This is a genomic window from Pseudosulfitobacter sp. DSM 107133 (genome assembly GCF_022788695.1).
GTDB lineage: Bacteria > Pseudomonadota > Alphaproteobacteria > Rhodobacterales > Rhodobacteraceae > Pseudosulfitobacter.
In genome coordinates this window covers 26,808-49,112 of sequence record NZ_CP085162.1, presented here as the reverse complement: position 1 = coordinate 49,112, position 22,305 = coordinate 26,808, and the positions used below count along the sequence as shown (strand labels likewise).

Genomic DNA, 22,305 nt, shown 5'->3' with positions numbered 1-22,305 from the left:
ACATGTCTACATCACCTTCCGAGGCTCTCGAACACTTTCCAGACGTCGCCAATCAGGTCCACTGGCTTTGGGGCAAGCTGGGCTGGGATGTCTTTCCCTTTTTCTATGACCCGCTGATTTTTGGCACCTTCATGGTGACCATGTTGCTGGGGGCCGGGCTGGTTGGATGGCTGACCTACAGGCGTCTGTGGGGCTATCTGTGGACCGAGTGGTTTACCTCTGTCGATCACAAGAAGATCGGCATCATGTATATGGTGCTGGCCATCGTGATGCTTGTGCGCGGCTTTTCCGATGCGATCCTGATGCGCATTCATCAGGCTCTTGCCTCGGCGGGCATTGTCGAATTTCTGCCGCCCTATCACTACGATCAGGTCTTTACCGCCCATGGCGTGATTATGATCTTTTTCGTGGCGATGCCGTTTATCACCGGGTTCATGAACTATATCATGCCGTTGCAGATCGGTGCGCGGGATGTGGCCTTTCCTTTCCTGAACAACTTCAGCTTCTGGCTGACCTTCGGGGGTGTTGTTCTGATTATGATGTCGTTGTTCGTGGGCGAATTTGCGGCAACCGGCTGGCTGGCCTTTCCACCGCTGTCGGGGCTGCAATTCAGCCCGGGTGTCGGCATGGATTACTACCTGTGGTCGCTGAACATCGCCGGGATCGGCACGACGCTGTCGGGGATCAACCTGATCGCCACCATTGTGAAAATGCGGGCGCCGGGCATGACCTGGATGAAACTGCCGATCTTTACCTGGGCTTCGCTGGTCACCAATGTTCTGATTGTCGCCTCTTTCCCCGTTCTTGCCGCCACCCTGGCCTTGCTGACGGCGGATCGTTATCTGGGCACCCATTTCTTTACCAATGAAATGGGCGGCAACCCGATGATGTACATCAACCTGATCTGGATCTGGGGCCACCCCGAAGTGTACATCCTGATCCTGCCGATCTTTGGCATCTTCTCGGAAATCGTACCGACATTTTCGCACAAACGGCTGTTTGGCTATACCTCGATGGTCTATGCGCTGGCTGTCATCATGGTGCTGAGCTATGTCGTCTGGCTGCACCACTTCTTTACGATGGGGGCGGGTGCGGATGTGAACTCGTTCTTCGGGATCACCACGATGATCATTTCGATCCCGACGGGGGCCAAGCTGTTTAACTGGCTCTTTACCATGTACAAGGGACGCATCTCTTTCGAGCTGCCGATGATGTGGACCGTCGCGTTCATGATCACCTTTACCATCGGGGGCATGACCGGCGTTCTGCTGGCGGTGCCGCCTGCCGATTATGTGCTGCACAACTCGCTGTTTCTGGTGGCACATTTCCATAACGTCATTATCGGCGGGGTGGTGTTTGGTGTGTTTGCAGGCATCACCTATTGGTGGCCCAAGGCGTTCGGGTTTCACCTCGACAAGTTCTGGGGCACCGTCAGCTTTGTTGGCTGGGTCGGTGGCTTTTGGGTCGCGTTCATGCCGCTGTATGTTCTGGGCCTGATGGGCGTGACACGGCGTCTGAGCCAGTTCGAAGACACCAGCTATGCGGTGTTGTTCGGCCTTGCTGCGGCGGGCGTTGCGTTGATTGCCATTGGTCTGGTGGCCTTTATCGTCCAGATTTTTGTGTCGATCCGCAACCGCGAGGCGCTGGCCTGCGGCGGTGACCCCTGGAATGGGCGCACCCTGGAATGGGCGACGACATCGCCGCCCCCCTATTACAACTTTGCGCATGTGCCGCGTGTCTATGCGCTGGACGCCTGGCATCACATGAAGGCCAACAACGGCCAGACGCCGCCAGAGACCTATGCGCCGATCCATATGCCCAAAGGCACGGCAACCGGGGTCGTGGTCGCGGGGTTGATGACCGCGATGGGTTTCGCGCTGGTCTGGCACATCTGGTGGCTTGCCGTGGTCGGTTTCCTGGGGTCGATAGCCTATGCGATCTTCCATACGTTCGACTATGATCGTGATTACTATCTGCAACCTGATGAAATCCGCGCCATTGCAAATGCCGGCAAATCGAATGTTCCGGCGGAGTAAACGGCCATGACAGCAACAACACATCCCAAGGAACCCGCCGAAGGGTTCGACTTTTACGGCGAACATCACGAAGAGGCCCATCACGAACCCAGCACCATGCTGGGGTTCTGGCTGTACCTGATGAGCGACAGCCTGATATTCGGCATTCTCTTTGCGGTCTATGCGGTGCTGGGCACCAGCTATGCCGCTGGCCCTGCGCCCTCTGATCTGTTCGAGATCGAAAAGATTCTGTTGTCGACCTTCTTCCTGCTGTTCTCGTCGATCACCTACGGGTTTGCGGTGATCAACATGCAGCAGGGCAAGCAGGGCCAGATGGTGACATGGCTTGTTGTTACCGGGGCCTTTGGTCTGGGCTTTCTGGGCATGGAAGTGCTGGAATTCCACCACCTGTGGCACCTTGGTGCCGGACCGGGGGCCAGCGCGTTTCTGTCGTCATTCTGGGTTCTGGTCGGCACGCACGGGCTGCATGTTACGGCGGGCACGATCTGGCTGGTGGTGCTGCTGGTGCAGGTGCAAAAGCACGGGCTGACCACCGAAAACAAGCGCCGCATCCTGTGCCTTAGCCTGTTCTGGCACTTTCTCGATCTGATCTGGATCGGGGTGTTTTCCTTTGTTTACCTCACAGGGGTGTTGCTATGAGCACCGACAACCACGACACGTCAGAAGCCCACGGCTCTTACCGCTCTTATATTATCGGTTTCGTCCTGTCGGTCGTCCTGACACTGATCCCGTTCTGGATTGTGCTTGGCGACGTCAATATCCATATCTGGCTGGCGTTGACGATCATCTTTGGGCTGGGTGCGGTGCAGATCATGGTGCATGTGTTCTATTTCCTGCATGTCACCGTGAAAGCAGAAGAGGGCTGGCAGGTGATGTCGCTGGTGTTCACGGGCATCCTGTTGCTGATTGTGTTGGTCGGGTCGATTTGGGTCATGACCCATCTGAACAACAACATGATGCCCGCCCATGACCAGATCGAGCGGATGCGCGGCCTGGAGTGAGCGGCGCACGTCGACCAACCTGGGCAGATGTGACGATCTTGTTGGTCGCGGGGGTCATGTTTGCCGGCATGATCGCCCTTGGCAACTGGCAGATGCGCAGGCTTGCCTGGAAGCTTGATCTGATCGACGCTGTGCAAACCCGCGCCTTTGGCGATCCGGTTCCGGCCCCTGCGGGTGATGCGCCTGAATATCTGCGCGTGTTCGCGTCAGGCCGTTTTGCCGGTGACCAAAGCCTGCGGATAAAGGCGGTTACAGATCTGGGCCCCGGTTTCTGGATCATGACGCCGCTGATCACCCAGGATGGTGCGATCTGGGTCAACCGTGGTTTCGTGCCAGGCGGCCTGAACCAGGGCGATTGGGACGCCGCCCCCGGTCCTGCCAGGGTCACCGGCCTTGTCCGGCTGGATCAACCCGGGGGGACGTTGCTGGAAAGCAACCAACCGGAAACCGGCCGCTGGGTCTCTGCCGACCTTGCGGAAATGACGCGGGCCGTGGGCCTGACCGAGGCGCAAACCGCCTATTTCATTGATGCAGAGGCCGCCGGAACCGGTGCGTTATGGCCGCGCGGCGGGCTGACCCGCCTGACGTTCCGCAACACGCATCTGGCCTATGCGCTGACCTGGTATGCGATGGCAGCCCTGTTTTTCGGCGCGATGGTCTATGTCGTCAAGGACCGCCTGACCACATTGCCTTGGCGTGGCAGCGACGCGGAATAGGGCTGTTGGCTGCATCCACTTGGGATGCACGGGGCCTGACCCCGCAACAGCGCCCAATTTTTAGACACCCTTTTTGAATTTATTGTAAAAACCAACCTTTGATATGTATTTCTGAAACTTTCGTATGTATCCATGGCCTTGTAAATATTCCCTTATAGGTTGAAGTCCGGTTTCCCGCAAGCTAGGACCAGCCGACGACAGGCTTGGACACTTGGCTTTATGAGCACGGCAATTTCACATGTGCAGCACCGCAGGGGCCCCTGTGTCGCGCGCTTCGAGATGTGCCGGAGCTCTCAGGTATATCCCCATAAAATGTCGTATTTTCAACCGCTTGATTCCCGCTGCACCCTCTACGGCCTGCGAAACCGTGATGGGGCAGGGCAGGGGCGATTGCATGCCCAGGACATTCCCCAGGTGCGCGTCACAACGGATATTCCCCCAGATGACGAAAGGAAGTCCCATGCTTTTGGATAGGCAAAAAGTTACACCGGCAGCGGACACGCTTCTTCAGGCGAATGCAGCACAGAACGGGATCTGGTTTGCCGAGCAGCTTAGCCCGGAGGGCTATATGTTCAACCTTGCCGAGTATCTGGCGTTGGAGGGGGACATTGATACCGCAGTGTTTCTGGAGACCCTGCACTGGCTGGCCAGCGAAATCGAAGCGCCCCGCGCCAGTCTTGTCCCGGACGAAACCGGATTGCAGGTGCGGATCGCGCCGCATTTTGAAGGTGACATTGCGCTGATTGATTTCGGCCACGAGGCCGATCCGATGGCCACGGCCCTTGCATGGATGCAATCCGACCTTGCGGATCACGCACGCGGGTTGTGGCGGTCGGCCCTGATCCGCCTGAACGCGGGTCACCATCTTTGGTATCATTGCGCCCATCATGTGCTGCTGGACGGTTTTTCCGGCGGCCTGCTGGCCCGTCGCTGCGCCGAAATTTATACCGCACGGCTGCGCGGCGACACGCCGCCCCCCCTGGCAATTGCCCCCGCCAAGGTGCTGCTTGAGGCAGAACACAGCTATCTGAACAGCACGCGCGCCGCCCGTGACCGCGCCTATTGGCGGGACAAGCTGGCAGCGGTGCCTGATCCCGTGACCCTGTCAACCGGCGGCACGCGCACCGGCGGCGTGGTCAGCGCAAGCCGTCAGCTGAACCTTGACGACAGCGGTCGGCTGCGCAGGTTTGCCACGCAATCGGGCGTCTCACTGCCACAGGTGATGGTTTCGGCCTTTGCCGGTTATGTGCACAGAATGACCGGCGTTGCCGATCTGGTGCTGGCCATGCCGGTGCTGGGGCGGCTGTCGCGGCGCGAACGTGCGGTGGCGATGATGGCAGCAAACGCCGTTGCGCTGCGTTTTGACTTTACCGGGGAAATCAGCTTCTCGGACCTGGTCCGCCAGGGCGGCCAAACCATGATGAGCGCGCTGCGCCATCAGAAATACCGCTTTGAACATGTCCGCCACGATCTTGGCCTGACGCGGGCCGACCAGCAGGTCGCGCGCATGGCTGTCAATTTCGAACCTTTCGACTATGCGCTGCATTTCGGACCTGTCGCCGCCAAGGTGACCAACCTGTCAAACGGGTCGGTCGACGATCTCACGGCCTTTGTCTTTGATCGCGGGAACGGCGCGGGGTTGACCCTGACCCTGAACGCCAATCCGGGGCTGTATTCCCAGACCGAGGTTGATCGTCACCTTGATCGCCTGCTCCGGTTTCTGCGCGAAATGGTGGCCCGCCCGGATGCCCCGGTGCGCGCCGCTGATATCTATCTGGCGGGCGAACGCCGGAACATCGCGGCGTGGTCCGACGGTGGCCCTGCTCCTGCGGGAGAAAGCTGGCTGGACGCATTCGACACGCATGTTCGCCGAACACCCGATCATACCGCTGTTCATGACGGCACGCGGTCTCTCAGCTATGGCGCGCTTGACGCGACAGCCGCAGGGATTGCCTGCCAGCTGCATCAGCGCGGAGTGAAACGGGGCGACATCGTGGCGCTGCTGCTGGACCGCACGGTCCTGTTGCCGGCCGCGATCCTGGCCTTGCACCGGCTCGGCGCGGCCTATCTGCCTCTTGATCCCGACGCCCCTGAAAAACGCAATGCGCTGATCCTGCAAACCGCCGCGCCCACGCTCGTGCTGGCCGCCCCCGACCGGAGTGATGCCGAAACCACCGGCGGGGTACAAAGCCTGACGCTGGACACCACAAGTCTTGACGGCGCGCCGGCCCGCTGGCCTGCCGACATCTGCCCGCGTGCTGCCGACGATCTGGCCTATGTGATCTTCACATCCGGCTCTACCGGTCAGCCCAAGGGCGTCGATATCGGCCATGCTGCGCTGTGGGCCGTGTTGGCCGCGATGCGTGACGCCATCGATCTGGATGCAACGACCCGCTGGCTGGCCGTCACCACAATCGCCTTTGACATCGCAACGCTGGAAATGCTGCTGCCGCTCTGCACCGGCGGCACGGTCGAAATCGCGCAGCGGCAGGAAACGCGTGATCCCGACCTGCTGAACACACGGATCGAGACATCGAACATCACCCATATGCAGGCAACGCCGTCGCTGTGGTCGCTTGCCCTCGAAGCCGCAGGGCCGGGCCTGCGCGCCGTGACCAAACTGGCAGGTGGCGAGGCTTTGCCAAGCGATCTGGCCCAACGGCTGGTCACGGGCGGGGCTTTGTTCAACGTCTATGGACCAACCGAAACGACAATCTGGTCCAGCATCGCACGGATCACCGCCGACAACGCAGCACGCCCTCCCATTGGCCGCCCCCTTGCCGGCGAACGGATTTTCGTGCGCGACCGGTTCGGCGCACCCGCACCTGTTGGCACCATCGGTGAAATCTGGATCGGGGGCGTCGGACTGGCACAAGGCTATCACGCGCGCCCCGACCTGACGCAGGACAGTTTTGTCGACAGCCCGCTGGGGCGCATCTACCGCACCGGCGATCTGGGCCGCTGGACTGAAACCGGCACGCTTGAACATTTCGGGCGGATTGATTTCCAGATCAAGATTCGCGGCCACCGGATCGAAACCGGAGAGATCGAAGCCGTCGCCCGCCAGTTCACCCCCATCGGGGCCGCAGCCGTCGTAAAGCCGCGCGATCAGGACCGGCTGCTGTGCTATTTCACCAGTGCCGAACCCGTCGACACGGCTTCACTTGATGCGCATTTGCGCGCCCATTTGCCGGGCTACATGATCCCCGCGGCCTATCTGCGCCTTCCGGCCTTGCCGCAGAACGCAAATGGCAAAGTTGACCGCAAGGCCTTGCCGCCGGTTCCAGCCGAGGTCCGTCGCGGCGGCAAATCCGCAACGGGTCCGCTGACGCCAACCGAACACCACTTGCTGGATCGGGTCCGCGCGGTATTGGACAATCAGGACATCGGAATAGACGACGATTTCTTCCAACTCGGCGGGAACAGCCTGACCGCCGCGCGCCTGATTGCCGCTTTGCGCCGCGATTACGGGCCCGATATTGCGCTGACCACCGTTTTTGCCAACCCCGACCTGCGCCGCCTTGCAGCCGAACTGGACCACGCCAGCGGCGCAGATCCGCTGGCCCCTGTTCTTGACCTGCGCAAGGCCGACACCGACGCGCCAACCGTCTTCTGCCTGCACCCGATCCTCGGGATCGGCTGGGGCTATGCCGCCCTGGCGCAAGCGCTGCCCCGGCGGGTGGGCATCTGTGCGTTGCAATCTTCCGCCCTGACCGAACCCGACACCTGGCCCGACATGCGCACCATGGCGCGTGACTATGTGGCCCGTATCCGCACCATCCAGTCCCATGGTCCCTATTATCTGGTGGGCTGGTCGTTCGGCGGCCTTCTTGCTCATGAAATCGCAAGCCAGCTTCAGGCGCAGGGCGCCCAGATCGCCTGCCTGTGCCTGCTCGACGCCTATCCGTTCCAATCCCGCATGGACGCCAACACCGAAGCCAGCCGGGTCCAACAGGCGCTGGCCTTCCTTGGCGAGGCGCCGGACCCCGCGCTGCACACGCTGGATGCGCTGGCCGAAAAACTGGTCACCCGCCCCGAGATCACCGCCCTTCGCACAACCATCGGCAAAGACCGTTTTGACAGGTTGCGCGGGCGCATCCGCGACATGGTCGAGGCCAATCTTGACCTCGCACAGCGTCACCTGCCGGCGCAGATCAACACGCCGGTCATTGACGTCTGTGCAACGCGGGGCAAATCGGCCGCGCTTGATACACTGCTGGAATGGCGCGGCACGCCGTGGGACCGCTATACGCGGGCCGGAACCCGACGGATCGAGGTCGATTGCGGGCATGATGATATGCTGGGACTGCACGGCATGGCGGCCTTTGTGCCCCTCTTGCAGGCCGCCCTTGGTCACCACGGTCCGGGCCCCGCGCTGGTGTCACAGGACCAGACCGGGCTTCATATTCCGTTCATCGAAAAACAGCGCGCCTGATCGCCCGTGCCCGGACGGTTCGGTGTCCAGCGCATCCAGACCCTAAGACCCGATAGGGGTGGATTCCGCCAGGGGGCAGGATCGTAGCATAAGGAATCTCTTGTGGCAGCGTACCAGTTGAACCTACTGTATTTCTTGCTCCGTAAGTCTCTGATTTTGCTAGGCTGAAAAATGTCCCAGGCAAACACTCGTTAAACAGGGAAAGCCAAGGCCGCCAGTGTGGACTTTTCTGCCTTTTGCAAAAAGCATGAAGCCGCGCATCGACGGGCCGAGGTGCGGCGATCCTACAGCTGTGTCTGCCACTTAATGGCAGCCAAACACCTACGACCTATCTGTTCCACACAACAGCAGCCAAATCGCCGTGCCGTGGGGCGGCCCGTCGATGTGCGGCGGCCTGCGGCCTTGTCTCAGACTTTCCGTGGCTCTTCTGCGAAGGTGGAGCCGGTGCCAGCCACCTTTTGGATCGCAGGCACCGGCGACGGGTGGATCGTCTGCGGCCAGGTCTTCGAGGACCGTAATCAAGTGAGATCGCCCGTCGTCTTCGCATGAGGCCTGAACGGATACGCAGCAGCTCACAGGCTCTGCACGACAAGCAAAGGACATGACGAAGATGATCAACGATACCATCGGCATCGACATCTCGAAAGCGCATCTTGACGCGCACCGGCTCAGCACCGCAACCCACGCCCGGTTCGACAATACCGCGACAGGCCTGCGCGCCTTCGAGCGCTGGTTGGGGCAGACAACGCCGGAGCGCGTGGTCTTCGAGCCCACCGGCCCCTACCACCGACGCCTCGAGAGCCATTTCTCAGGCCGCCTGCCGCTCGTCAAGGTGAACCCGCTGCAGGCCCGCCGCTTCGCGCAGGCCCACGGCACACGCGCTAAGACCGACGCGGTCGATGCCCGCATGCTCGCGCTCATGGGGCGCGCGCTGGAGCTGGTTCCGGACCAGCCAACCGACCCCAAACAGCGTGAAATCAAGGAGTTGCATGTCGCCCGCACCGGGCTGGTGCGGGATCGTACCGCGCTGATGAACCGCCTTGGCACGCAACAGCTCGACGTGACCCGCCGCCTGACCCGGGCACGCCTGCGTCAGGTCAACCACCAGATCGACAGGCTTAACGCCGAAATCGAACGGCGAAACCGCGATTGCCCGGAACGCGCCAGGGCAATCGGCATTCTCACCTCGATCCCCGGGATCGGTGCCATCACCGCACGGGCGCTGCTCAGCGAATGCCCCGAGATCGGCACTCTGGGGTCAAAGCAGATCGCGGCGCTCGCAGGTCTCGCGCCGATCACGTGTCAGTCCGGTCAGTGGAGCGGAAAGGCCCACATCCAGGGCGGGCGCAGGCTCCTGCGCGAGAGCCTGTTCATGCCCGCCCTCGTCGCCATGAAGCGAAACCCCGATCTGAGCCAGAAATACGATGCCCTCAGAGCCGCCGGAAAACCCCACAAGGTCGCGCTCGCCGTCCTCATGCGAAAACTCCTGATCCTCGCAAACACTCTCATAAGCGAAAACAGAGAATGGACACCAAAACACCCTTGACCAAGACGGATACTTGATTCCGCGCAGGTGGAAATCGGAATTCCGCAGATTATTTTACATAATTCATATTATAGAGCGTTGCGGTGCGTTTTGGGTGGATTCACAAACGAAGTGCAAATTCTTTACTAAAACAGAGAGTTGCACGGAGGATGAAGAATGGGAACCCACTACTGTCACCTGAAGCTGGACGAACGTCGCAAGCTTGCAAAGTGGCTTGAAGGCAAAATGCCGATTTCAGAGATCGCGGATCGACTGGGTCGCGACCCGTCCACGATCTACCGAGACATTAAGCGTAATCGGTACACGGACGACGAACTTCCTGAGCTAAACGGGTATCACGCGCTCGTCGCTCAGGACAAATATGAGCAGCGCCGCGCGATCCATCGCAAGATGATCATTCACCCTGATTTGAAAGCCGCGATCGAAGACCGCCTGAAGGCTGGCTGGTCCCCCGAACAGATCGCCGGCCGGATGCGGCTCGAACGGCACCCGATCCGCGTGAGCCACGAGACGATCTATCGCTTTGCCTATTCCAAAGACGGTCGCGAGGAACAGTTCTACCGCCATCTCCCTGAGCATCGCCGTCGCCGCCGGCCGCGTGGTTACCGCAGGCACAACAGAACCCACATATTCGACGTTCAAAGCCTGTCACACAGGCCTGAGCGCGTCTCAGAACGCCTGGAATTCGGCCATTGGGAGTGCGACTTGATGATGTTCCGCAAGGAGCATGGGAAGGTAAACGTGACGTCACTGGTCGAGCGCGTCAGCCGCTATGCCGTCGTGATGCGTAATGAAGATCGCCAATCCAAACCGATCATGGAGTCCCTGATCAACGGGTTGGCTCCCCTGCCCGCCGACGCGCGCCAGTCGATCACTTTTGATCGCGGCACCGAGTTTTCGGCATGGAAGCATCTCAAGGCCGGGATCGGTGCGGATGCCTGGTTCTGTGACCCGCAAGCGCCCTATCAGAAAGGCACTGTTGAGAATACGAACAACAGGCTGCGCCGATACCTGCCAAGATCAACCGCACCGACGGCGCTGACAAATCGATATTTGAGGTCGATTTGCCACCGCCTCAACGCAACGCCGCGCAAGTGCCTTGGCTACCGGACGCCCGCTGAGGTCTTTGAAAGCAACCTGATGGAAATACAGAACCGGTTGGAGTAAAACGAGATATCAAGAACTGCACTTCACCGTGAGTTCACATTGCCCGCGAGACCGGTGTTATCCGCGCCCGCGGGTCCAGGGTTCGGCCCCGTGTACATCCACAAATACGCGGTACACATGACTGGTCGCGGTGATGAACATCCTGTGGCCGTCGCGCCCGCCAAAGCACAGGTTTGACACAACCCGGGGCACCAGTATCTTGCCCAAAAGACCGCCTTCCGGGTCAAAGCAATGCACCCCGTCCGCTGCCGAAGACCACAGATTGCCCATCACGTCGCACCGCATCCCGTCGGGCAAACCCCTGTCGATTTCGGCAAAGACACCTTCGTCGCGCAATGTGCCGCCGTCGACCGCGAAGCGGCGGATGACCGAGGGCACCGAAGCGTCATGGCTGGACCCGCTTTCAGAGATATACAGCGTTTTTTCATCCGGTGAAAAACACAGCCCGTTGGGCTGGACGAAATCGGTGACCACGGCGCCGAGATCGCCATCGGGCGACAGGCGGAACACATTGCGCGCAGATTGTTCGGGCGGGCGGCGGCGGCCTTCAAAGTTCGAGAGAATGCCATATGTGGGATCAGTGAACCACACCGCCCCGTCCGAGCTGACAACAACATCATTGGGCGAATTCAGACGCTTGCCCTGAAACCTGTCGGCAAGAACACGCAGCGACCCGTCGGCTTCGGTGCGCACCACGTCGCGCGCGCCATGGCGGCAACCGACCAGCCGCCCCTGCGTGTCGCGCGTATTGCCGTTGTTGAACCCCGATCCTTCGCGATAGACCGACAGCCCTTCGGTGTCTGACCAGCGCATGATCCGCTGGCTGGGAATATCCGAGAACAGCAAACAGTCGTGATCGCCGCACCAGACCGGCCCTTCGGTCCAGGTAAATCCTTCGGCAATCACGTCCAGCGTCGACACAGGATGGACCAGGGTGGCAAAACGGTCATCGTGAATTTCCAGATGTGGCGGCATCGGTTTCATGCGCGGTCCCTCCTTGTGCTGGCGGCGATGACGATGGCAATGATGATGGTTCCGGTCAGCACGTTGCGCACGCCTGCGCCCGCGCCATAGCTGTTCAGCATCGACACCACGAGAAACATGAACAGTGCCGCGCCCCAGACGCCCGGCACGTTGGAATTGCCCCCGGCGATGGAACTGCCGCCGATGACAACCACGGCAATCGACATCAACAGGTATTCGGCCCCCATGTTCAGCGCCGCACCCCCCGAAAAGCTGGCCAGCAGATAGCCCGCAAGCGACGCAAAAACCGCCACCGTGACATAGGTGGTGGCGCGCACCAGCTCGACCGGCACACCGGCCAGACGGGCAACCCGCAGGTTCTGCCCCGTGGCCAGCAGCATCCGGCCCCAGACCGACCGCTCCAGCAGCACCCAGACCACGATGGCAAGGCCCAGCCCGACCCATGCCACATTCGGCAGGCCCAGAAAGCGGCCCGTGGCAAAATCCGCCAGTCCGGCGGGGGGTTTGATGCGCAGACCCCGGTTCGACCAGATCGCAATCGACTGGTAAATCAACGAGGCCGCCAGCGTTGCGATGATGGGCGGCAGGCGCAACAGGAAGATCAGGGCGTAATTGGCCAGCCCGGCCCCCAGCCCCACCGCCAGCGCAATGCCCAGCCCCAGAAAGGCCGTGCCGGCGTCAGAGCTCATCGCCTTGAGCGCCAGCGTCGCCGCCAGCGTCATGGTGGCCGGAATCGACAGATCGACATTGCCCGGCCCCAGCGTAATCACCAGCATCTGCCCAAGGCCCACGATGGCCGCAAAAGCGCCGAATGACAGCGCGGCATAGGCCAGCTCTCCGGCGCCACGCCCCGAGGTCAGCCCAAGGGTCAGACCAAAGGCCGCAGCGGCGGCCAGCCATGACCATATCCACGGTTTGCTCAGCGGATTCATGTCTCGGCCCCCTTGCGGCTGAAGATCAGGCGCGCGGTCAGCACAAGGATCAGGATCGCGCCCTGCGCGCCGATCTGCCAGTCGGGTGACAGCCGCATGAACGACAGGAACGACGCCGCCAGGGTCAGGGTAAACGCGCCGATCACCGCCCCTGTGGGGCTGACCTTGCCGCCGGTAAATTCACCGCCGCCCAGGATCACACCCGCGATGGACAACAGCGTGTAGCGCAGCGCGATATTGGCATCGGCCGATGTTGTCAGCCCGACCAGCGCCATACCGGCCAGCACGCCGAACAGCCCCGCCAGCCCATAGGCCAGCGCCTTGAGCCGGATCACCGACCAGCCCGCCCGCGCGACAGAGCGCGCATTGCCGCCGACCCCGCGCAACACCGTTCCAATGCCCGAACGGACAATCAACAGATGTGTGACAACGCAAATGGCCACAGCGGCCATCACGGCCATCGGCACAAAGGGCGGCTTGACCGTCATCAGCGCACGCAGCCAGCCCGGGCTTGCCCCGCCGGGGGATGCCAGAATGAACAGCGCCAGCCCGCCCCAGACAAAGGACATGCCCAGCGTGACCACGATGGCCGGCAGTTCCAGCGCATGAATGACCGCGCCCAGAACCGCATAGGACAGGATCAACCCCAGCAGGATCAGCAGACCCAGCAACGGCGTATCGTTCACAAAGGTGGCCGTCACGCAGGCCGTCAGACTGACAAAGGCCCCCAGCGACAGGTCGATATCGTTGACCATGATAATCATCATCTGCGCGATGGTCGCCAGCGCAATCGGAACCGCCAGATTGAACAGCAGGTTCACCCCGAAATAGCTCATGGCGCGGGGCTGCATGTAAAAGGTCGCGGCCAGAAGAATGGCCAGGGACACCACAGGCAGGATGATCCTGTGGCGGGCAAGAAAATTCATGATGCCTCCTGCATTTCAAAGGATGCACCCAGGATCTTTTCCTCGGTGATGTCGGCGCCGGTCAGTTCGGCGCTGATCTCGTGATTGCGAAAGACAAAGACACGGTCACACTGGCAGACCTCTTCGGTTTCGGTCGAATACCACAGGAATGTGCGCCCTTTGGCGGCCTCGGCGCGGATCATGGCATAAACGTCCTGTTTGGTGCCCACATCAACGCCGCGCATCGGGTCGTCCATGATGACCAAAGGTGCGCGCGACGCCAGCGCACGGGCAAAAAGCACCTTTTGCTGGTTGCCGCCGGACAACGACAGGATCGGGTTGCGCAGATCATCGGTGCGGATGCCAATGCGGGCCTTCCAGTCTGCCGCTATCGCCGTTTCGGCCTGCCGGTTCACGAAACCGCGCCTTGCGGTCTGTTGCAGAACCGAAATCGAAATGTTGCGCAGGATCGACCACAGCGGCAGCACCCCGTCGCGCGCCCGGTCCCCGGCGACAAAGACCACTTCGGGCGACTTGCTGGATTTCCATGCGGACGAACGCGACAGATACAGCCGCGCCAGCGCCTCTGCCTGCCCGTGCCCTGCCAAACCGGACAGGCCCACGATTTCGCCCTGACGCACCGCCAGCCCCTGCGGGGTGCGCAAGAGCTCGGGGCCAAAATCCCCCTTTGGGCCGGTGTCTTCGCCCGCTTCGGGGGCGACATGCCCCATCGCATCAACCAGCCCCTGACGGGTGAAGTCACCACAGGGGCGCTCGGCAACGATCTTGCCGTCTTTCAACACAATGATGCGGCTGGCGACCTTAAAGACCTCGCCCAGCATATGCGAAATAAAGACAACGGCCCCGCCCGCCGCACAGAACTGCCGGATGTGCTTCAGCAGCTGGTCGGCAATGCCCTCATCCAGCGATGACGTCGGCTCGTCCAGAATAACCAGCCGCGCCTGCGTGCCGCGCGGGGCAAATCCGATGGCAATCTCGATCATCTGGCGTTCTGCGATCGACAGGCTATCAACCTCGGCATTCGCGCTGATGCTGTGCCCCGGAAAGATCGTATCAAGGCTGGCGCGTATTTCGGCCCGCGCAGGGCGTCGCCAGCCGGGGCCTTTCAGCGCGCTGTGCGAAATCCTGAGGTTTTCGGCCACCGTCAGGTTCGGGCACAGCGACAGTTCCTGTAACACCGACCGCACACCGGCATCCAGCGCCGAATGGCCCGCCGAAAAGACAAGGCTGCCCGAAGAGGGCGCAAGCCCCCCGTTGATCAGGTTCACAAGCGTGGATTTGCCCGCGCCGTTATGGCCGACAAGCCCGATGCAATCGCCCGGCCCGACCGACAGGCTGACCCCGTCGAGCGCGCGCACCGGGCCAAAATGCTTGGCCGCGTCAACAAGCGTCACGATCGGGGCACTCTCATGATCTTGCATGAGTGCTCCATTCTTCAATTGGGAAACGCGGGCCGCCCCAAAGGGCGACCCGACGAAACATCACTTGGCGTCTGCGATGACCTGTTTGGCATCATCCAGCGCATAGGTCACATTGGCGACCGAGCCTTCCGGCGTCGTGGCCAGCGCATCGTCCAGCGTGTCCTGGGTGATCTTCAGGAAAGGCACCGTCAGATCCTTGGGCACGTCTTCGCCCGCAAGCACCTGCTGCGCGACCCAGAACGCCAGCGAGGCAACGCCCGGCGCGATCGACAGCGACAGGGTTTCATACCCGTTCGCGTCGCGTTGTTCGGCCCACCACTGAAGTTCGTCCTGACGATTGCCCAGCACGATCAGCGGCGTGTCACGGCCTGCGGCAGCAAAGGCCTGCGCCGTGCCATAGCCGTCACCGCCCTGTGTCACAACGCCCACGACCGGCGGCAGCGATGGCAGAATGCCGGCCACGGCCTTTTGCGCCACGTCTTGCGCCCAGTCGCCATGCACCGATCCGACAATGTCGAACTGGCTGTGCTCGGCCACGCCTTCGTGGATGCCTTTGGAAATCTCGTCGTCCACAAACACGCCTGCAAGCCCCCGGATTTCCAGCAGATTGCCACCATCGGACAGGCGCGTCGCCAGATAATCCACCTGTTCTTTGCCCATGGCGGCAAAATCCACCGCGATCCGCCAGGCGCAGGGCTCGGTCACGATGCCGTCAAAGCTGACCACCGTCACACCGGCGTCGCAGGCTTCCTTGACCGCGCCATTCAGCGCCGTGGGCGACGCGGCGTTCAGCACGATGGCATCATAGCCCTGAAGGATCATGTTCTGAATCTGCGCCGCCTGCTCGGTCGCCTGATTTTCGGATGTGGTATAGGCATCCGCCGCGGCCACCACCCCATCGGCAACCGCCTGCTTGCCGATCTCCTCATAGGTTTGCAGCATCGCCTGTCGCCACGAGTTGCCCGCGTAATTGTTCGAAAGCGCAATCCGCTTGTCGGATGTCGGGGTTTCGGCCAGCGCGGTTCCCGCAACCAGGGCAAGACCTGCCGCCCCCAGCAGCATTTTTGAAATTGTCATAATATTCCTCCCTATCGCGCATTGATCCTGCGCTGAAATCCAGTCCGGCAAGGACCAGGATGGCGGAATGATGTGGCCAGCGCCCCCACCTGTAAAGGCACGCGCCCGCAGAGATGATGCGGGAACCCGCAACCGATCTGCGGTTACAGGTGTTTCCTTTTTGCAATTTGCGGCCCAAACTTGCGGGGACGCGCACCGCGCGACAGGAGGAGACAATGGACAAGGCCCTGCAAGCCAATGCAAAGGGTGACGTATTTCTGCGCATCTCGACCCATCTGGCCGAACGTACCGACATCGCCTCGGCGCTTGAGGCGGTGGCGGATGAAATCGCAGAGGTCATTCCCTTTTCGCACGCCGATCTGTGCCTGTATGACCGGCCCGGCTGGATGGCCAGCTACGAGGTTGGCATTCAAACGCGCTGGTCACGGGCGCGCACGCGGGTTGACCGCTCACCGATCCGCGACCTGATCACCGGCAAATGCGATTTCATGCTGTGCAGCGACGCGATGCAGGATCCCCGCCAGACCTTTGCGGGCGCCTGTTCGGAACCGATCTTCAACCACGGGCTGCGCTCGCGGGTGCATGTGCTGATGAAGGTCATGGGCCAGTCCATCGGAACGCTGAACATCTCGCACGAAACACCGGGCCTATATACCCTGGAAACCGTGCAGCGCGCCCGGAATATTGCAGACGTCCTGTCGCCCTATTTCCATGCGATGCACACCGCCGAACAGGCCCAGCGGGCCACCCAGGTCGGACAGGAAGCGCAAAAACGCGAAGAAGGTTTGCGCCGCGGCGCGCTGGAACTGACCCAAACGCTTGAGCAGGAACGCCAGCGCATCGGCATGGACCTGCACGACCAGACACTGGCCGACCTGACGCGCCTGCTGCGCGAGGTCACGGGCGACGCCCCGCTTGACCGCGCTGCTTTGGCACAGGGCGTATCCGACACCATCGGCAACTTGCGGCAGATCATCGACACCGCGGTGCCGACCCTGCTTGAGCTGTTCGGCTTTGCCCATGCGGTGCGCGTCCACCTGGAACGCGCGGTCGGGATCGCGCCGGTGCGGATTGACGTGACCGACGACACCGGCGGCGCGCCCGACCGGCTGGACCCGACAACGCGCACCGCCCTGTTTCGCATCGCCCAGGAGGCCATCAACAACGCCGCCTATCATTCCGGCGCGCGCACGATCAAAGTGATGATCGAACCCGTGGCCCAATACGGCCTTGTCATGACAATCAGCGACGACGGGCGCGGTATTCCCGCCTCCCTGCACAGAAGCTCGGGCCTGTCGCACATGCGCACCCGCGCGCGTCTGATCTCGGCCGAGCTGGACATCCTGAACGATTACGGATGCAGGGTGCGCGTGATGCTGGAAAGCCGGACATGAAGGTGCTGATCGTAGAAGACGACCAGTTCCATGGCGCCTATCTTCAGGACGCTTTGGTCGAGGCCCTGCCCGAGGTGACTGAAATCATCCAGTTTTCGGATGGCGCGGCGGGCGAGGACGAGGCCCGGCGCGGCAAGATCGAAGCCATCGTGATGGATTTGCAGATGGACCGGCGCAACGGCATCGAAGCGGCCCGCGCGATCTGGTCCGAGCGCCCGCAAACCCGCATCCTGTTCTGGTCGAACTACGCCGACGAAGCCTACTTGCGGGGCATTGCCCAGATCGTGCCCGAGGACAGCGCCTATGGCTATATCCTGAAAACCGCCTCGCGCGAGCGGCTGAAGCTGGCCCTGCGCGCGGTGCTGATCGAAGGGCAGATCATGGTGGACCGTGAAATTCACCGCCTTCAGAAAAGCAGCACCTCGCCGCGTATGCGCATCGACGACAGCGAATTCGCGGTGCTGGTCGATCTGGCGCTGGGACTACAGGACAAGCTGATTGCCGAAAGACAGGGCATGTCGCTGAGAACCGTGCAGAACCGGCTGTTGTCGCTGTATGACAAGCTGGGTGTTGATTCCGAACTGGATGAACATATTGCCCTGAACAAACGTGTGCGCGCGCTGAACCGGGCCTTGTTCACCCGCACGATCAACATCGAAATACTGGATGCCGCGCAGCGCGATCTGGAAAAATGGCTGGCCGGACGCCGGACGTAATCAGCCATATTTTCACTTTTGATGAACTGTGACAGGCTGCCCGCAACCGGACCGGGGGAGCCAAGGCGTTTGGGCAAGGAATTTCAAAAGGCAATCACGCTGCGCCATCTGCGGGTCATTGCGGCATTGGCCGACCTAAAGCTGGTGGCACGGGTGGCGGTGGCCCTGAACGTGACCCAGCCCGCCGTTTCCAAGCAGATTGCCGAGCTGGAAAAGATCGTCGGCGCACCGATTGTGACGCGGGACCGCAACCGGCTGTATCTGACACCTATCGGCAACCGTCTGGCAGATCACGCCCGCCAAACCCTGAACCAGCTTGACCGCGCCGCCTTTGACATCGAAGCGATGGCCAGCGGTGTATCGGGCTCGGTCTCTATCGGGGTTGTCAGCTCGGTCGCGCCGTCCTTGTTGCCCGGAAGCATTGCGATTTTCAAACGCAGCACGCCGCAGGCAAATGTAACCGTTCTGGAAGGCCATTTTGTCGAGCTTTTTCCAGAGCTAGAGGCCGGTGCGATTGATCTGTTGATCGCGCGCATCTGGCAACCGCAGGAACTGCCCGGCATCGACCAGATGCCGCTGTTTTCCGAACCCGTCGTTGTGGTCGCAGGACGTCACCACCCGCTTGCCCAGCAGAACGAACTGGCATGGACCGATGTCATCCCGTTTCCGTGGATCCTGCCGCAAGCAAACTCGGTGGCACGGCGGGCGGTGGATGCGCTGTTTGCCACCAACGGGCTGACCGCGCCCAGCAACACAATCGCGTCAAATTCACTTGCGCTCAATCTTGAATTGTTGCGCGTGATGCCTGCCCTTGGCCTGATGCCGCTGCAACTGGCACAGGCACAGGCCGCGCGCGGGGAAGTCACGATCCTGCCGCTGGACACGCAGGGCCTGCTGTCCGAAGCGCGGTGCTTCTGGCGCGCCGACCAGATCACCCAGAACAGCACCCTGTCGCTGTTCCTGAAATGCCTGCAACAAACCACCGCCGAGATGCAAACCATTCCATTTAGTTAATGTACTGCGCCGAAAACTCACTTTTTTTGGTGATGTGCATGGATTACCTTAACCCGATGCAAGGTTTGGGAGGGCTTTCGTGTTATTTCTGCTGGCTATAGATGCACGGGTGATCCGTTGAACCCTCTGGCGCTTGTGGCGCTGCCCGCGCACGCGGTTCTGGCCCGTTTCGCGGCCCAAACCCTGACGCCCAGCGATTATCTGGCTGCCTGTCTGGAACATATTACGCTGTTCAACCCCAAGGTTAACGCCCTGACCGCGCTGGATGCGGAACGGGCGGTGGCGCAGGCGTCGCAGGCAACGCAGCGCTGGAAAGCCGGCACACCAATCGGCCCGCTTGACGGATTGCCCATTGGAGTCAAAGACCTGCAAGACACCAAGGGGCTGCTGACCACCCATGGCAGCAAACGCGGACGCGCCAATGTGCCCACCCAGGATCTGCCCATGGTCGCACGGCTGCGCGCGGCAGGTGCCATCATTCTGGCCAAGACGAATGTCCCCGAACTGGGCGCGGGCGGCAACAGCCGCAATCCGGTGTGGGGGGCCACGGGCAACCCGTTCAACCCCGACCTGATCGCGGGCGGCTCGTCCGGCGGCTCGGCGGCGGCACTGGCGGCCGATCTGCTGCCGCTGTGCACCGGCTCCGACACGGGTGGTTCCCTGCGCCTGCCGGCGTCCTTGTGCGGCATCGTCGGCTATCGCCCGTCGGTCGATGTGGTCGCACACCCGACACGCCCGCTGGGCTGGTCCGGCATTTCCGTTCTGGGGCCGATGGCGCGGACAATGGACGACTTGCTCTTGATGCTGAACGTCATTCAGGGCCATGACCGCGACGACCCCCTGTCGTCGCCCGCGGCCCCCGACAGGTTCGCCACCCTGCCGCAGGTCGACCTGAAAACCCTGCGCGTCGGATACAGCGAAGACTTTGGCGGCGCGCCCGTCGACCCCGCCATCCGCAAGACCTTTCGCGCGCGCATCGACGCGCTGCGGCCGCATGTGATGGACTGCCGCCCGGCCAGTCTTGATCTGGGCCAGATGGACCGCGTCTTTGACATCTTGCGTGCAGAAAGCTTTGTTGCGGGATTTGCCGAGGCTCTGAAAACGGCACCCGGGGATTTTGGTGACCACATCGCGCAGAACGTCGCGATGGGACAGGCCATGACGCTGGCCGACAGAAGCTGGGCACATGCGGAACAGACCCGCATCCTGCGCAACTTCAACAAGGTGATGGATGCGTTTGACATCATCCTGCTGCCAACCGCGCCGGTCTCGCCCTTTCCGTGGCAGCAATCGCACCCGACCGAAATCGACGGGCAGGTGATGGATGTCTATTACCGCTGGCTGGCGCTGATGTATCGCGGCTCTTTGACGGGCGGGCCCGCACTTACCCTGCCCTGTGGCCGCGATCCGCACGGCATGCCCTTCGGGCTTCAGATGCTTGGCCCCTTGCGCGGTGACGAACGGCTGCTGGCCACGGCCAAAGCGCTGGAAACCCTGTTTGACCGCGACGCAGACACCGCCCGCCCGCGTCCCGATATGGCGGCGCTTGCGGCTTCGAATGTTGACTTGCGTGCGATCGTGACCCATCCGCCCGTCCTGACATCAGCGGTTCCGTCATCAACACCCAACATCAGAACGGCGGTGTAATATCATGTGGTTCATCCCGATCGTTTTCATCGTCTTCCTGATCAGCGGCACCGCCTTTGCCTATCTGATGGGCTCGGTGTCGGTGCTGGCCTTTGTCGCCGTGGGCAAAACCCAGTTCCTGTCCATCATGCCACAGCGCATTTTTGCGCAGCTTGATGTTTTTGCCTTTATGGCGATGCCGATGTTCATCCTGACCGCTGAAATCATGAGCCGCGCAGGCGTCACGCGCAGCCTGATCGACTTTGCCATGTCCATCGTCGGGCGGTTTCGCGGCGGGCTTGGCCACGTCAACATCCTGACCAGCGTGTTCTTTGCGGGCATTTCGGGTTCGGCCATCGCAGACAGCGCCGCGCTGTCGCGCACCTTTGTCCCCGAAATGAAGGCGCGCGGCTACGATCCCTATTATGCCGGAGCGATTACAGCCGCCTCGTCCATGATCGGACCGATCATTCCGCCGTCGATCATCATGATTATCTATGGCGGCCTGACCGGCGCATCCGTCGCCGCCCTGTTCATCGCCGGTGTCGTGCCGGGGTTGCTGCTGGCGGCGGCCCTGATGCTGCTGAATGCGCTGATCGCCAACATCAAGGGGCACCCCGGCGGCAAATCGGACGATCTGCCGCAATTCCTGCCCAGCCTGCTGCACGCCGCACCGGCGCTGTGCCTGCCGGTAGTGATCCTGGGTGCGCTGGTCTTCGGCCTTGCCACCCCAACCGAAGGGTCGGCCATCGCCGTTATGGTCGCGCTGATCGCGGGCCAGTACTACAAGGGGCTGAACTGGAAGATGATCTTTGATGCCGTCGAGGCGACAGCCAAGATGACCGGCACCATCTTTATCATCCTCGCCGCCATCTCGGTGCTTGGCTATCTGGCCGGTCAGCTGGGCTGGTCGCAGGCACTGGCAAACTGGGTCGAATCCTTCGGGCTGACGGGCACGAAATACCTGTTCTTCCTGGTGGCCATCTTCCTGATCGCGGGCATGTTCATGGACACGCCCGTGGCGCTGACCCTGCTGATCCCGCTGTTTGCACCCCAAGCGCTGGCGCAGGGCATAAGCCCGATCCATCTGGGGATCGTGCTGTGTTTCAACCTGTGCGTCGGCCTGATTACCCCGCCGCTGGGCAAATGCCTGGTGGTCGTATCGGCGCTGACAAATCTGAACTACTGGCGGCTGGCCTATGCTGTGCTGCCCTTCATCGCCGTGCAGGTTCTGCTGCTGCTGGCGCTGGTCTACTGGCCTGCGCTTAGCCTGACGTTGCCGCAGCTGTTCGGCTTTTCCGTGAACTGAATAAG

Annotated in this window: 17 protein-coding genes; 12 read left to right on the top strand and 5 right to left on the bottom strand. The window is 61.6% G+C overall.

Annotated elements, in window-relative coordinates:
- The first annotated feature begins 2 nt into the window (after positions 1-2).
- The 7 genes from cyoB (at position 3) to DSM107133_RS24625 (ending at position 10,901) form a co-directional block, all read left to right on the top strand.
- Positions 3-2,036, top strand: coding sequence for a cytochrome o ubiquinol oxidase subunit I (gene cyoB, locus DSM107133_RS24655; RefSeq protein ID WP_114292509.1), 2,034 nt, complete (start codon positions 3-5; stop codon positions 2,034-2,036).
- Positions 2,037-2,042: 6 nt separating this feature from the next.
- Complete coding sequence (gene cyoC / locus DSM107133_RS24650; RefSeq protein WP_114292510.1) at positions 2,043-2,675, top strand: cytochrome o ubiquinol oxidase subunit III; 633 nt, start codon at positions 2,043-2,045, stop codon at positions 2,673-2,675.
- Positions 2,672-3,037, top strand: coding sequence for a cytochrome o ubiquinol oxidase subunit IV (gene cyoD / locus DSM107133_RS24645; protein ID WP_114292511.1), 366 nt, complete (start codon positions 2,672-2,674; stop codon positions 3,035-3,037). Before cyoC ends, cyoD begins: the two co-directional genes overlap by 4 nt.
- Positions 3,034-3,753: an SURF1 family protein gene (locus tag DSM107133_RS24640; RefSeq protein WP_240310447.1), complete on the top strand. Its 720-nt coding sequence runs from the start codon at positions 3,034-3,036 to the stop codon at positions 3,751-3,753. The genes cyoD and DSM107133_RS24640 overlap by 4 nt, the downstream gene beginning before the upstream one ends.
- Before the next feature lie 460 nt (positions 3,754-4,213).
- Complete coding sequence (locus tag DSM107133_RS24635; protein ID WP_162791983.1) at positions 4,214-8,188, top strand: non-ribosomal peptide synthetase; 3,975 nt, start codon at positions 4,214-4,216, stop codon at positions 8,186-8,188.
- Between the two features lie 601 nt (positions 8,189-8,789).
- A complete protein-coding gene (locus DSM107133_RS24630; RefSeq protein WP_114291353.1) occupies positions 8,790-9,734 on the top strand; it encodes an IS110 family transposase in 945 nt (314 codons plus the stop codon).
- A gap of 156 nt (positions 9,735-9,890) precedes the next feature.
- Complete coding sequence (locus DSM107133_RS24625) at positions 9,891-10,901, top strand: IS30 family transposase (protein WP_243253598.1); 1,011 nt, start codon at positions 9,891-9,893, stop codon at positions 10,899-10,901.
- A 57-nt stretch (positions 10,902-10,958) separates the two neighbouring features.
- Here the strand turns inward: DSM107133_RS24625 and DSM107133_RS24620 are convergent, their stop codons facing one another.
- From DSM107133_RS24620 to DSM107133_RS24600, 5 genes are read right to left on the bottom strand one after another with little or no spacing between them, the layout of a single operon-like run.
- On the bottom strand, positions 10,959-11,885 hold the full coding sequence (locus DSM107133_RS24620; protein ID WP_114292464.1) for an SMP-30/gluconolactonase/LRE family protein: 927 nt from the start codon (positions 11,883-11,885) through the stop codon (positions 10,959-10,961).
- Entirely contained in the window at positions 11,882-12,817 is a 936-nt protein-coding gene (locus DSM107133_RS24615; protein ID WP_114292465.1) for an ABC transporter permease, read from the bottom strand. Before DSM107133_RS24615 ends, DSM107133_RS24620 begins: the two co-directional genes overlap by 4 nt.
- Positions 12,814-13,743: an ABC transporter permease gene (locus DSM107133_RS24610; protein WP_114292466.1), complete on the bottom strand. Its 930-nt coding sequence runs from the start codon at positions 13,741-13,743 to the stop codon at positions 12,814-12,816. Before DSM107133_RS24610 ends, DSM107133_RS24615 begins: the two co-directional genes overlap by 4 nt.
- Complete coding sequence (locus DSM107133_RS24605; RefSeq protein ID WP_114292467.1) at positions 13,740-15,164, bottom strand: sugar ABC transporter ATP-binding protein; 1,425 nt, start codon at positions 15,162-15,164, stop codon at positions 13,740-13,742. The genes DSM107133_RS24610 and DSM107133_RS24605 overlap by 4 nt, the downstream gene beginning before the upstream one ends.
- A gap of 60 nt (positions 15,165-15,224) precedes the next feature.
- Complete coding sequence (locus DSM107133_RS24600; protein ID WP_114292468.1) at positions 15,225-16,241, bottom strand: ABC transporter substrate-binding protein; 1,017 nt, start codon at positions 16,239-16,241, stop codon at positions 15,225-15,227.
- Positions 16,242-16,456: 215 nt separating this feature from the next.
- Here DSM107133_RS24600 and DSM107133_RS24595 point away from each other — a divergent pair, with 215 nt between their 5' ends.
- The 5 genes from DSM107133_RS24595 to DSM107133_RS24575 all read left to right on the top strand — a co-directional run bounded on the left by DSM107133_RS24595 (position 16,457) and on the right by DSM107133_RS24575 (position 22,300).
- A complete protein-coding gene (locus DSM107133_RS24595) occupies positions 16,457-17,635 on the top strand; it encodes an ATP-binding protein (protein ID WP_114292513.1) in 1,179 nt (392 codons plus the stop codon).
- The gene (locus DSM107133_RS24590) at positions 17,632-18,351 is read left to right on the top strand and encodes a response regulator transcription factor (protein WP_114292469.1); all 720 of its coding nucleotides are present in this window, start codon (positions 17,632-17,634) and stop codon (positions 18,349-18,351) included. The genes DSM107133_RS24595 and DSM107133_RS24590 overlap by 4 nt, the downstream gene beginning before the upstream one ends.
- A 21-nt stretch (positions 18,352-18,372) precedes the next feature.
- A complete protein-coding gene (locus DSM107133_RS24585) occupies positions 18,373-19,365 on the top strand; it encodes a LysR substrate-binding domain-containing protein (protein ID WP_114292470.1) in 993 nt (330 codons plus the stop codon).
- A gap of 117 nt (positions 19,366-19,482) precedes the next feature.
- Entirely contained in the window at positions 19,483-21,012 is a 1,530-nt protein-coding gene (locus DSM107133_RS24580) for an amidase (RefSeq protein ID WP_114292471.1), read from the top strand.
- Positions 21,013-21,016: 4 nt separating this feature from the next.
- Positions 21,017-22,300 carry a TRAP transporter large permease gene (locus DSM107133_RS24575; protein WP_114292472.1) on the top strand — a complete coding sequence of 428 codons (1,284 nt, stop codon included), beginning with the start codon at positions 21,017-21,019 and terminating at the stop codon, positions 22,298-22,300.
- Positions 22,301-22,305: the final 5 nt, after the last annotated feature.